The organism is Pantoea sp. EABMAA-21 (genome assembly GCF_030053335.1).
Lineage (GTDB): Bacteria > Pseudomonadota > Gammaproteobacteria > Enterobacterales > Enterobacteriaceae > Pantoea > Pantoea communis.
Window position 1 is genome coordinate 167321 of record NZ_JASGBX010000011.1, and the last position, 13056, is coordinate 180376.

Annotated in this window: 11 protein-coding genes; 2 read left to right on the top strand and 9 right to left on the bottom strand. The window is 58.5% G+C overall.

Annotated features, from left to right (window positions below; genetic code table 11):
- Nucleotides 1–85: 85 nt before the first annotated feature.
- Together QMZ65_RS17010 and QMZ65_RS17015 are read left to right on the top strand one after the other, a co-directional pair.
- Nucleotides 86–826: an ABC transporter ATP-binding protein gene (locus tag QMZ65_RS17010; RefSeq protein ID WP_160833758.1), complete on the top strand. Its 741-nt coding sequence runs from the start codon at nucleotides 86–88 to the stop codon at nucleotides 824–826.
- A 70-nt stretch (nucleotides 827–896) separates the two neighbouring features.
- The gene (locus QMZ65_RS17015) at nucleotides 897–2408 is read left to right on the top strand and encodes a serine hydrolase domain-containing protein (RefSeq protein WP_283216406.1); all 1512 of its coding nucleotides are present in this window, start codon (nucleotides 897–899) and stop codon (nucleotides 2406–2408) included.
- A gap of 72 nt (nucleotides 2409–2480) precedes the next feature.
- Here QMZ65_RS17015 and QMZ65_RS17020 read toward each other — a convergent pair whose 3' ends face one another.
- The 9 genes from QMZ65_RS17020 to dgcN form a co-directional block, all read right to left on the bottom strand.
- A complete protein-coding gene (locus tag QMZ65_RS17020) occupies nucleotides 2481–3317 on the bottom strand; it encodes a fumarylacetoacetate hydrolase family protein (protein WP_160833756.1) in 837 nt (278 codons plus the stop codon).
- Nucleotides 3318–3516: 199 nt separating this feature from the next.
- Complete coding sequence (locus QMZ65_RS17025; RefSeq protein WP_283216407.1) at nucleotides 3517–4338, bottom strand: M55 family metallopeptidase; 822 nt, start codon at nucleotides 4336–4338, stop codon at nucleotides 3517–3519.
- Between the two features lie 208 nt (nucleotides 4339–4546).
- Complete coding sequence (locus QMZ65_RS17030; protein WP_283216408.1) at nucleotides 4547–5593, bottom strand: DmpA family aminopeptidase; 1047 nt, start codon at nucleotides 5591–5593, stop codon at nucleotides 4547–4549.
- A 2-nt stretch (nucleotides 5594–5595) separates the two neighbouring features.
- Nucleotides 5596–6480: an ABC transporter permease subunit gene (locus tag QMZ65_RS17035; protein WP_097119447.1), complete on the bottom strand. Its 885-nt coding sequence runs from the start codon at nucleotides 6478–6480 to the stop codon at nucleotides 5596–5598.
- Nucleotides 6480–7409, bottom strand: a complete 930-nt coding sequence (locus tag QMZ65_RS17040) for an ABC transporter permease (RefSeq protein WP_045814153.1) — start codon at nucleotides 7407–7409, stop codon at nucleotides 6480–6482. Before QMZ65_RS17040 ends, QMZ65_RS17035 begins: the two co-directional genes overlap by 1 nt.
- A gap of 73 nt (nucleotides 7410–7482) precedes the next feature.
- Complete coding sequence (locus QMZ65_RS17045; protein ID WP_160869267.1) at nucleotides 7483–9024, bottom strand: glutathione ABC transporter substrate-binding protein; 1542 nt, start codon at nucleotides 9022–9024, stop codon at nucleotides 7483–7485.
- Nucleotides 9025–9045: 21 nt separating this feature from the next.
- Complete coding sequence (locus QMZ65_RS17050) at nucleotides 9046–10914, bottom strand: ABC transporter ATP-binding protein (RefSeq protein ID WP_160833752.1); 1869 nt, start codon at nucleotides 10912–10914, stop codon at nucleotides 9046–9048.
- Nucleotides 10915–10929: 15 nt separating this feature from the next.
- Nucleotides 10930–11895 (bottom strand): N-acetyl-D-Glu racemase DgcA, encoded by a 966-nt coding sequence (gene dgcA / locus QMZ65_RS17055; RefSeq protein WP_097119450.1) that lies wholly within the window; start codon nucleotides 11893–11895, stop codon nucleotides 10930–10932.
- Between the two features lies 1 nt (nucleotide 11896).
- Nucleotides 11897–12904 (bottom strand): N-acetyltransferase DgcN, encoded by a 1008-nt coding sequence (dgcN, locus tag QMZ65_RS17060; protein ID WP_097119451.1) that lies wholly within the window; start codon nucleotides 12902–12904, stop codon nucleotides 11897–11899.
- Between the last annotated feature and the right edge of the window lie 152 nt (nucleotides 12905–13056).

A 13056-nucleotide genomic window follows, 5' to 3' on the forward strand; every position in this document is an offset into this window, starting at 1 on the left:
TTATACCCCCATGCCCGCTTTACGCCCGCAGGATGCGTATGGATGCGTACCGTTCAACGAACGCACAGAATTTACAGGCAGCTTCATGATTGAAATTGATAACCTGCGCATCGCCTTTGGTGCGCATCAGGTAGTGAAAGGCGTCAGCTTCGCGGTCGCCAACGGCGAAAGCTTTGGCATGGTCGGCGAAAGTGGTTCGGGCAAATCCACCATTCTGCGCGCCCTCGCCGGACTCAATGCTGAGTGGCAAGGCAGCATGAAATTTGGCGGCATGGAACTGGGCGCCAAACGCAGCCGCGCGTTCTATCGCCAGGTGCAGATGGTGTTTCAGGATCCGTTTGGTTCGCTGCATCCGCGTCAAACCATCGACCGCATCCTGCATGAGCCGTTGCTGGTGCATCAGCTCGATCGCGCGGAACAGCGCATCAGCCAGGCGCTGAGCGAGGTCGGCTTACCGGCCGCTGTGCGTTTCCGCTATCCGCATCAGCTTTCCGGTGGTCAGCGTCAGCGCGTGGCGATTGCCCGCGCGTTGATTGCCGAGCCAGAAGTGCTGCTGCTGGATGAGCCCACGTCGGCGCTGGATGTGTCGGTGCAGGCGGAAATCCTGAATTTACTCAGCGATCTACGCACTGATCGCAAACTCACCTACATTATGGTGACGCATAACCTCGCGGTGGTGACCCATCTGTGCCAGCGCATTGGGGTGATGCAGCACGGTGAGATGGTGGAGCAATTGAGCGCGGAGGATTTACGCGCGCGCCGCATCCAGCATCCGCATACCGCTCAACTGTTTGATCTCAGCATGACGCTGGAGGAACCGGCATGACCGCGAACGGGCAACAGTCTGCTGATATCGCACCACTTTTCGCTCTCAGCATGACGCTGGAGGAACCAGTATGACCGCGAACTGGCAGCAGGCCGCCAAGGTGGCGCAGCAGATAACACAAGGCTGGCAGCAGCCCGGCGCACCGGGTGGTGCGATAGTCCTGTTTGATGCCCATCATATTCACTCGACACACTGCGCCGGTCTGGCCGATCTGGCGCAACAGACCCCCTTCGGCGCCGACAGCGTGGTGCGTTTTGCCTCGATAACCAAGCATCTGTTTGCCGCGCTGGTCACCGGGCCTGGCCGTCGCTACCTGCAACTCAACGATAAGCTGGTGCAGCATCTGCCGCAGCTAACAGGCGCCAACGGCCAGATCACTGTCGGCCAGGCGCTGGACATGAGCAGCGGCTTGCCCGATGTGCGTGAAACCCTGTCGCTGCTCGGCTTGTCGGTGTACAACGCCACCAGCGCTGCTGATCTGCTGGATTTTGTCGCACAGGAAGGCGATCTCAGTTATCCGCCGGGCAGCGAGATTTCATACACCAACACCGGCTACCGCCTGGTGGAAGAGGCGCTGAAAGCCAAAGGTGTGCTGTTCAACGATCTGCTGCAGCAATATATCTGCGAGCCGCTGGATATCAGTTTGGTCGCGCCGGAAACCTGGTTCGATATCGTGCCGGGACTGGTGCCGGGTTACTGGCAAAACGGCGCGCAGTGGCAGCTCTCCAGCGCTGGATTGCATCTTTCCGCCTCGGGCAGTGTAACCGGCAGCGTCAATCATCTGACGCGCTGGCTGCAAAGTCTGCTGGCGGACAGCGGACCCGGCGCGGGCGTGCTGCAACGCCTGAGCGCGCCACGCTATCTCAATGACGGCCGTACCAGCGGCTACGGGCTGGGTATCACCAGTTCCACGCTGGGCAGCCAGACGCTGTTCGGTCACGGCGGTTCGCATGCGGGTTATAAAAGCTATTTCCTGCTGCATCCGGAGCTGAAGCTGGGCGTAGCGATTGTTGCCAACCGTGAAGATGTGGCGACCTCAGAAAGTGCACTGCGGGTGATGGCGGCGCTGCTGGATCGCTCGCTGCCGGAGAAAGGGCATGATTTGACGCCGGGCTTATACGTGGCAGAAAACGCCGCCGACTGGCTGGAGATTCAGGGTGTGACCGCGACCTGGCTGGGTGCCGGTGAAACGCTGTGGCGCGCCGATCCGCACGGAGATGCGGTGTCGCTTTCCAGCACTTTCCCGATCAAGCTACGCCATGATGGTAAAGCGATTGTCGGTGAGATTGGTCATGCGCCGCGCCGTTTTGTGTCGGTAGAGGCGGACAGCGCCAGCCTTGAGCATCTGCAAGGCCGCTGGTTTGCACATACCTGGCGCAGTGAAATGGTGATTGAGGGCGATCGCCTGATTATGGGCATCGGTCCGGCAGCGATTCATGCCAGTTTGCAATCGCTGGGCGGCGATCGCGTGCTCGCCACCGCGCAGGATGGCCCCTGGGAGAAACGTTTTGTGATCGCGCGTGAAGGTGACAAAGTGCGGCTGCTGTTGAATCGCAGCCGCGTGGTGAGATATACGCGCTAAGCGGTCGTCGTCTGGTCAATTCAACACACATCAGTCAAAGCTGCCATTTTTATAAATGGCAGCCTTTTTTCTTTAAACCACTGTGTGGCGCAGACGACCAATTTTTTCGATCTCGACTTCAATCACATCGCCGGGGAACATAAACAGCGGTGGCGTGCGTTTTTTACCGACGCCGCCTGGTGAACCGGTGATGATCACATCGCCTGCTGACAGCGGGCTGAATGCCGAAATGTATTCGATGATTTTCGCCACCGGATGCACCATGCTGGCGGTGGTGTCGTTCTGCACTTCACGCTGATTCAGCCAGGTTTTGATCGCCAACTGCTGCGGATCGGGGATCTCATCTGAGGTGGTCATCCACGGACCAAAACCGCCAGTCTGCTGCCAGTTTTTTCCGGCGGTAAACCAGGTGAACTGCATGTCACGTACGGTGGCATCCATAAAGCAGCTGTAACCCGCAACGTGTTGCAGCGCATCGGCCGCTTTAACCTGATAGGCAGGCTTACCGATAATCACCGCCAGTTCACCTTCGTAATCAAATTCCTGGGTGGTGGCCGGTTTTAACAGCGGCTGCTCATGCCCCGCCAGGGAATCCGCGAAACGGACGAATAGCGTCGGCGCTTCGATAGTCTCGGCAAACTCTTTACGCTTGTCCGCGTAGTTCATGCCGACACAGAACACTTTCCCAGGATTTTCCACTACCGGAAGGAAACGAATGGCGCTGAATGGGTGATCTACTGGTTGAGAACGAAAGGCTTCCAGGTCGCTGACCGCGCCGCGTTGTAACAAAGATTTCAGGTCCGGGCATGCCGCGCCGAGGCGTGAACCGACGTCAATCACGCCCTCTTCCCGCACGATTCCGTAACTTTTTCTTTCCTGGTCAATAAGATAAAAACTGCAGAGCTGCATGACTGCCTCGTTGTTATATATAAATTGCGCGCAGGTTACCAAAAGCCAGCAGGAAATGCGGTACGACCTGCCAATAATGTGCCTAAGCGTTGATACGTGATTGCTAATCTATTGATTGCCATCCATGGCAACCCTGCGAGCATCCGTCAGGTACGCAGTCCTGGCAACCCTACGCGCATCTGTAGGGTGCGCACCAACATTACGACTGCGTACTCGCCAGATAGGAGAATGCACTCAGCAGGCTGATCAATGTGCCCATCTGCTCGGCGCGATAACCCACGGTCACCGCATCAATGCGCGTTACACCGGGAATCAGACTGAACAAATCCGCGAGCACCGGTTTGCTGGCTTGTAACTGCATCTCATAAGGTGCGGTCAAACGCGTGGTACTGACCTGGCGCGCAAGCTGTACCGCCGCAGTAGCGGCGGCACGAATGGCGTTTTGTGCGGCTTGCGGGCTAATGGACTCCGCGCAGGTGTGGGAAATCGCGCGTTTCACACAGACGTAATCCACTGACGGATAGTGTTCGGCGATCCAGCCTTGTAGTTGATCGTCCCCGCTCACCAGCCACAGCGGTGTACCCTGTTCGGCGGCGGCGGCAGCGTAGATATCGCTTTCACCCATCACTTTACCGTTGATATGGATGCGCCAAAACGCACGGCCGTTGATGGTGTGCGCCAGCACGCCGGGCTCGCCCGCCGCGCTGTGATAGCCGATAAAGAACAGGCCATCGAAGCGCTGCTGCTCAATGCCCTCCACCATCGACAAGCCACGCGGCTTGCCTTGCACCATGCGCGCACGCGGATCGATGTTTTCCGCGCGCAGGTTGGTCATTTGCGCATGGCTGTCGGCCACCACCACTTCGGTGGCTCCGCCAGCGAAAGCACCGTCGATGGCGGCATTCACTTCCTGTTCCATCAGCCCGCGTGCCAGCTGGTGTTCCGCATGGCCGGGTGAGCACTGTTCCGGACGCATCACGCCCGCGATACCTTCAATGTCAGCAGAGATGAATATTTTCATAAGTCAGGCAAATTCCATGCGGGTTGGAACACGGTCGCCATAAATGGCGACACTACGGGGAACAGTGCGTCAAAGGCCGCTTTCAGGCTGACCACAGGCGCTGCTGTAAGAGGCGCCAAAAATGGCGACATTACGGTTAACTTAACGTCAGAGGCGGCATTCAAGCTGAACACAGGCGCTGCTGAAAGAGGCGCCATAAATGGCGGCCCTACGGTTTGGCCAATTCATCCAGCACCTGCGTCAGTGACGGACGATGATGGCCGCGAAAACCCGTGACCGCTTCGGCACTTAATAGCGCATCCAGCACCGCGTGTTCAGTGGCATCAGCGGCGGCGGCAAGCAGCGGTTCCAGTGCCGCATCTTCCGGCGGGTTTGGCTGCGTTTGCGTGGAGAAGGCCACGGCAATATCGCCTGATCCATGTCCCCAATAACTGCCTAAACGGCCTAATCCGGCACCGGCGCGTTTAGCGATACGCTTAAGCTGGCGCGCATCCAGCGGCGCATCGGTGGCCATAATGATGATGATGGAGCCGGCATCGCGCTGCGGTGCCAATTCTGGCATCAGCGGTACAATCATGTCACCCATGCGCACACCATCCAGCGTGAACGCATTCAGTGCCCCAAAATTAGCCAGCACCAGCACGCCCAACGTCGCGTTCAATGAAGGAATTGAACGCGATGCGCTGCCAATCCCGCCTTTCAAACTGAAGCAGCTCATGCCACGTCCGGCACCGACGCTGCCACGGGCGAAATCGGCCTGCGCCGAATCGAGCGCGTCCTGCACCATGGCTTCGGTCACCGCCAGCGCCTGAATGTCATTCAGCCAGCCGTCGTTGCACTCCAGCGCCAGCGGATTGACGGTAGGCAAACTGCGACCCAACTCCGGGTTACGGCTGATGGCGTCACGCACCAGTGTGGTAAACAGCGTGCCGACTGCCAGCGTGTTGCTGAGCAAGATCGGCGTTTGCAGCACGCCCAACTCTTCGATTTGCACCAACCCGACGGGTTTGGCAAAGCCATTAAAGACCGCCGCGCCGCAGGGTAACGGCTTGAGAAACAGGTTATCGCCTGGCGGCACAATCGCCGTCACACCGGTTTGTCTCTCACCGTCTGCCAGCGTGTGATGGCCGACGCGCACGCCGGGCACATCGCTGATGCGGTTGGTGGCGCCGCAAGCACTGCGTGGTTGCCCGAGCTGGCGTTCAGTGCGCCAGCGTTGCAGCAGTAGATCACGCTGCAGTTGTTGAAAATCCATGTTTAGCTCTTCAGTTTGGGATCGAGCGTATCGCGCAGCGCATCACCCAGCAGGTTAAACGCCAGCACAGTAATGAAAATTGCCAGGCCGGGGAACACGCTGACGTGCCATAAACCGCCCATCATCATGCTGCGGCTCATCGCCAGGATATTTCCCCACTCCGGCACATCCGGTTCCGGGCCCAGGCCAATAAAGCTGAGGCCCGCTGCCGTTAGAATACTGGTGCCGATACGCATGGTGAAATAGACAATCACATTGGAGAGCGTGCCGGGCAGAATGTGGCGCAGCAGGATCACGCGATCGGGCGCACCGGCGCAGCGCACCGCTTCGACATACGCAGCCTGTTTGAGCGACAGCGTCGAGGCGCGCACGATGCGGGCAAAGACCGGCACGCTGAACACCGCCACGGCGATAATCACGTTATTCAGTCCCGGACCGAGAATCGCCACCACCGCAATCGCCAGCAGCATGCCGGGAAAGGCAAACAGCACGTCGGAACCGCGCATGATCAGCATGTCAATCCAGCGACCGTAATAGCCCGCCAGCAAGCCGAGCAGCACGCCCACCACCATGCCCAGCGTCACCGACAGTACGCCGACGTAAAGCGAGATGCGTGCGCCAAAGATGATGCGGCTCAACAGGTCGCGTCCCAGATCATCAGTACCCATCCAGTGTGCCGCTGAGGGCGGTGATGATAAGGCCATCCAGTCCGGTGCCATCGGGTCCCATGGTGCCAGCCAGGGCGCGAAGATCGCCACAATCACCAGCAGCAGTACAAAGCCGCCGGAGACCAGCGCCAGCGGATTACGCACAAAGGCGTGCAGGAAATCGCGCCACGGCGAGCGGATGGTTTGTGGTGTTGCGGCAGAGAGAGATTCTGTACTCATCACGACTCCTGTCGCAGGCGAATGGCTGGATTGACCACGGCATACAGCAGATCCACCAGCAGGTTAATCACAATAAATTCAAACACGAACAGCATCACCAGCGCCTGAATCACCGGCTGATCTTGTGCTTTGATCGACTCGATCAACAGCCAGCCCAAACCGGGCCAGTTGAAGACGCTCTCCACCACGATCGATCCGCCGAGCAGAAAACCGAACTGCAAGCCGAGCATGGTGATCACCGGGATCAGGGCATTACGCATTACGTGCTTCCACGTCACCAGCCGATTGCGCAGCCCTTTGGCTTTGGCGGTGCGCACATAATCTTCCTGCGCCACTTCGAGGAAGGCGGAACGAGTGAAGCGCGCCATCACGGCGGCCACCGAGGAACCCAAAGTGATAGCAGGCAGGATAATGTCGCTGGCCTTGTTGAACCCGCTCACCGAGAACAGGCCAAAGGGCATGGCAACGAACTGGATCAGCAACAGACCCAACCAAAAAGTGGGCATTGAGATGCCGCCGACGGCGACGCTCATCAATGTCCAGTCCTGCCATTTACCGCGTTTCAGTGCGGCCAGTACACCGAGAAACAGGCCGAGGATTACCGACCAGGCAAAGCCCGCCAGCGCCAGCCACAGGGTTGGCATAAAGCCTTGTTTGATCACTTGCAGCACCGGCTGTTGCGTGCGGTAAGTGACGCCGAGATCGCCACGTAGCAGCCCACCGATCCAGTTAACGTATTGCTGCGGCAGCGGATCGTTGAGTCCGAGATGCTGGCGCGCGGCTTCGACCGCTTCGATCGGGGCGTCTGGACCGGCGTAAATGCGCGCCGGATCGCCGGGTAGCAGCTTAATAAAGCCGAACACCAGCAGCGAGACCACCAGCAGGACAGGGATCATCTCCAGCAGCCGACGAATAATGTATGCGAACATGCGCTTCCTTTAAATTGGGGACGCCCTCTCCCGTTTGCAGGAGAGGGTTAGGGTGAGGGATTAACGCCCTGCCTTACTTAAATGCCGCCTGGGTGTAGAGGAAGTTGCCATCTGCCAGCATCGATACGCCCGTCAGGTTGCTGCGCTTGCCCACCAGGTTATCTGGCGTGCCGAGGAAGGCGACGGGCGCATCTTTCCACAGCATTTTCTGGGCTTCCGCATAGGCTTCACCGCGCTTAGCCGGATCGGCGGTGGCTAACCCACCAGCAATGGCTTTATCCACATCCGGATTGCTGAAGTACGAAACGTTATACGAGGTCGGTACCCAGGATTCGGTGGCATACAGCGGGCGCAGCGCCCAGTCCGCATCACCGGTCGAGGTTGACCAGCCGCCGTAATAGAGGTCGAATTCGGCTGCTTTAGGATCCTTAACGCCCCACAGCTTGGCGTTACGGGTACCGGAATCCATTGGCGTCACTGTGGCGCGAATGCCTACCGTTGCCAGCTGGGCTTTCAGCACCTGCGCCGCGCGCACGCTGGCGGTGGTGTTGGTGGTCCACAGTTTCAAATCCAGACCGTTCGGATAGCCGGCAGCTTTCAACAAGGCTTTGGCTTCATCCGGGGCGTAGTGATAATTCGGTTCGCTCTGCTTCTGATAGAACTGCACCCCTTCCGGCATCGCGGACGAAGCGGGTTTACCCATGCCAGCAAACGCCACTTTCAGCCACAGATTGCGGTCGATGGCGTAGTTGATCGCCTGACGCACGCGCACATCCGCCAATGGTTTGTGCTGGGTGTTGATTGCCATGTAGTAGAGATAAATACTCGGATCGCGCTGGATCGCTAATTTGCTGTCGCTCTGCACAGTCGCGATCAGATCCGACGGCAGCGGCCAGATCGCATCCACCTGTCCTGATTTCAATGCGGCAACGCGTGTGGCATCTTCCGGGCTTGGCGAGAAGGTCACTTTATCCACCTTCGGCCAGCCTTTCTGCCAGTAGCCATCATACTTCACCAGCGAAACGGCCTTGCCCGGCTGCCAGTCAACAAACTTGAACGGACCGGTGCCGACCGGATGCAGGCGCAGCTGTGCTTCTTCCGGGTACTGTTTGAGGATCGCCGGGCTCCACATCACCGCTGACGGGTGTGCCAGGGTGTTGATGAAAGCACCAAAGGATTGATTGAGGTCAATTTTCACCTGATCCGGCGCCAGCACCGTGACGTTGGCAATCATCTTATACAGGCTGTTGCGCTTCAGGCCTTTGGTCTGATCGGCGAGGCGATCGAGGTTGGCCTTGACCGCTTCAGCATCAAACGGCGTACCGTCCTGGAAAGTGACACCTTTGCGCAGCGTCAGGGTAAATTCGGTGGCGTTGTCATTATTGGTATAACCGGTCGCCAGCCAGGGTTGCAGTTTCATCTGCGCATCGAACTGGAACAGGCGTTCAAAGATACCGCTCTGCACCGAATAGCTGACGTTATCCGAGGTATCGTGTGGATCGAGACCGGTGATATCGGCATACATCGAAATACGCAGATCCTGCGCCTGCGCGGCGGCAGCCAGCGCGAGGGTCAAGCCAAAAGCCAGTGACGAACGGCGAAAAAGGGTTTTCATGAAATCTCCTGGTATTGAGCGTTAGCGCGATGCAATGTCGTCAGCGACCCAGTGTTGCGGGGCAACCTGGCGATAACGGGGTTTGGTGACCGTTTCGCCCAACTTGCGCAGCGGCGAAGGAATTTCGCTATCTTCGAAAGTACGGGTCTGACGGTTCTGTGGATCGGCCACCGGCACCGAGGCCAGCAGACGTTGGGTATACGGATGTTGCGGTTGGTTGAACACCGACTGACGCGGGCCAAGCTCGACAATCTGGCCGAGATACATCACCGCCACGCGGTTAGCGATACGCTCCACCACCGCCATATCATGCGAGATGAAAATCCACGCGACACCAGTCTGCTTTTGCAGGTCCATCATCAGGTTCACCACCTGCGCCTGGATCGAGACATCCAGTGCCGAGACGGCCTCATCGGCGATGATGACTTTCGGTTTCAAGGCCATGGCGCGGGCAATCGCAATACGCTGGCGCTGGCCGCCGGAAAACTCATGGGGATAACGCGTGGCATGTTCGGGCAACAGACCAACGCTTTTCAGCAAGGCTTCAACCTGCGGCGTGGCTTCTTCCAGCGATTTCACCAGACCGTGCAGCAGCAGCGGCTCGGCAATGGTGAAGCCCACTGTCAGACGCGGGTTTAAAGAGGCGTAGGGATCCTGAAATACCATCTGGATTTCGCGGCGCAGCGGTTGAAACTCCGCCTCTTTCAGATTAGCGATTTCATTGCCCTGGAAATGAATGCTGTCAGACTGACTCTTGATCAGGCGCATCAGCGCGCGGCCGGTAGTGGATTTGCCGCAGCCGCTCTCACCCACAATCGCCAGGGTTTCACCCGGCCACAGGCTGAAGTCGATCTGCTCCACCGCATGCACCTGATGGGTCAAGGCGGAAAAGATGCCACTGCGAATCGGGTAATAGACTTTTAAACCGCGCACATCCAGCAATGGCGTTTCGTCATAACGGGCGGTGCGCTGCTCACCGCTATCGGCGGGCTGAGTGGCACCCAACAGTGGGAAGCGCTGCGGCCAGCGTTGCTCGCGCATGTCACCCAGTTTCGGCACGGCAGCAAGCAGCGCTTTGGTGTAAGGATGCTGTGGCGCGTTGAAGATGTCCGCGACCGTCCCCTGTTCCACGACTTCGCCGCGCAGCATCACCACCACGCGGTCGGCAATTTCCGCCACCACGCCCATGTCATGGGTGATAAACAGCACTGCCATCTGCTTCTCGCGTTGCAGGTCGCGCAGGATGTGCAGAATGCGCGCCTGCACGGTGACGTCCAGCGCGGTAGTGGGTTCATCGGCAATCAGCAGCTGTGGATCGCACGCCAGCGCCTGCGCAATCATCACGCGCTGGCGCATGCCGCCTGACAGCGAGTGCGGGTAGCTTTTCATCACGCGATCGACATCGGCGATGCGCACCTGGCGCAGCAGTGCCCGCGCACGCGCATCCGCAGCGGCTTTGTCGCACATCTGATGGTCACGCAGTGCTTCCGTCAACTGATCGCCCACCCGCAGTACCGGGTTGAGCGAGGTCATCGGCTCCTGAAAAATCATCGCCATTTCGCGCCCGCGCAAGGTGCGGCGTTGGGTTTCATCCAGCGTTTCCAGCGTGTGGGCTTTACCCTGACGATCGCGGAACTGCATGCTGCCGCGATCGATACGGCCTGAAGCGGCCAGCAGGCCCATCACAGCCAGCGAAGTGACCGATTTGCCCGAGCCGCTTTCACCGACCACGGCGACGACTTCACCGGGATAAATGGCAAAACTGATGCCTTTCAGTGCCTGATTTACGCCGCTGCGGCCGCGAAACGAGACGCTAAGATCCTGTATCGCGAGTACCGGCGCGGGACCGGCAACGCTGGCGGCGTTGGGGGTAAGTAAAGTGTCCGTCATCGTTGCCTCTTGCGGTTACAGCCAGATTCGGCCTTGAGCGTAGGAAAGGAAGGGTGAGCTATCGGCGGCCAGCCAGATGGGGCCATCGAGATCCACGTGTTCTGCAGCAATCGCCACCGGCAGCGCAGCTTCCATTGCGAGTGAGGAGCCCAGCATGCAGCCGACCATCAGACGCATATCCAGCTTTTGCGCTTCTTCGACCATCGCTAAGGCTTCAGTCAGGCCGCCGCACTTATCCAGCTTAATGTTGATCATCTCGTAGCGATTACGCAGCTCGGCGATGTCTTCACGCGTGTGGCAACTCTCATCGGCGCACACCGGGATCGGGTGGTTAAACCGTTGCAGATCCTGGTCTTGTCCGGCAGGCAGCGGCTGTTCAACCATGGCGATGTTGTACGCTTGCAGCGCGATAAGCAGGCTTTGCAGATCGACGCCCGACCAGGCTTCGTTGGCGTCAATGATCAAGGTGGCACGTGGCGCAGCCTTTCTGATGGCCGCCACTTTCTCTAAAATCTCGTCACGATTCAGTTTGATTTTCAGCAGGATGGCACCACGCGATACGGCATCAACCGCCGCAGCTGCCATGTTTTCGATGGAGTCGAGGCTTAAGGTCTCCGCCGTGATCACCGAAGGCGGTGCAGTGCGTACGCACTGCTGCCACAGTGTCTGCTTCGCCAGCGCGGCATCAAGGCGCCACAGCGCACAGTCCAGCGCATTACGCGCTGAACCGGCAGATAAACGGCTTTGCAGATCGATTCGGCTTAAGCCCGCTTCGACATCCTTACGCATCACTTCCAGCTGCGCCTCGACGCTATCTGGTGTTTCATCGTAACGCGGTGTCGGCGTGCACTCGCCACGACCAATAAAGCCGTTCTGCTCCAGCGTGACGCGAATGACAGTGACGGCGGTACGCGTGCCACGCGAAATAGCGAAAGGACGCGCCAGCGGCAGCTCCAGCACTTCAATCTGCATGCGCCGCATCTTAGCCACGCTCCTGCAGCAGGGCGGCGATATCCGCGATACCAAAACGCACCGGATCGGTGGCCGGCACGCCGAATTCGGCGCTAACGTCCGCACAATAGGCGCGAGCTTCTTCTTCGCTGTAGTTGGAGGTGTTGATGGCAAAACCGGCCAGTTGCACATTATCGCTGGTGACATCGGCCGCGCGCAGGTTGGCCTCCACGCAATCTTTCAAACTCACCATCGGCTGATGCGGTAAATGACGCATGTGCGGACGGCCCATTTCGTGACACATCACCAGCCAGTGCGGCTGCGCACCGTGAATCAGACCCATGCTGACGCCCGCATAAGAAGGATGGAACAGCGAGCCCTGACCTTCAACGATATCCCAGTGGTCGGCATCATTGGCGGGTGACAGGGCTTCTACAGCACCGGCGATGAAATCGGCAATCACCGCATCAATCGCGATGCCTGCACCAGCAACCAGAATGCCGGTTTGTCCGGTGGCGCGGAAATCCGCCTTCATGCCGCGTTCACGCATTGCCGCTTCCAGCGCCAGCGAGGTGTACATCTTGCCGACTGAGCAGTCCGTACCGACAGTAAGTACACGCTTACCTGTACGCTTTTTACCGCTTCCAACATTCAGTTTTGGACGCATATGGCGCAGGTCAAACAGCTCAACGCCAAACTCCTGGGCTAACGCCACCAACTCTGGCTCATCTACCAGGCGATGGTGCAAGCCGCTCGCCACGTTCATGCCCGCTTTGATCGCGCCTTTAACGGTATCAAGCCAGTGCTCCGGCAGATAACCACCGGCATTGGCGGTGCCCAGTACCAGCGTTTTTGCGCCACGTTCTTTTGCCGTGGCGATATCGAGTACGTCCAGACCTAAGCTGACAGTACAGCCCGGCAGTTTAATTTCGCCGACGCACTGCTCAGGGCGCCAAACGTGAATGCCGCGCGCCGTTTTAGCGGCCAGTGGATCGGTGACATCGCCAAGGAACAATAAATAGGGTTGAGGGATCAGCATGATGTTTCTCGTTTCAGACGGGTTAGAGGGTCTGAATCGACTATTCCATGCGGGTTAAGAGGTGACGAATGCTTGTTTGGTAGCGGGGTATAACATCAGGCTATAGCCAGATCCAAAACTGATGGTTAAGGGTACTAAGCCATTGATAGAGA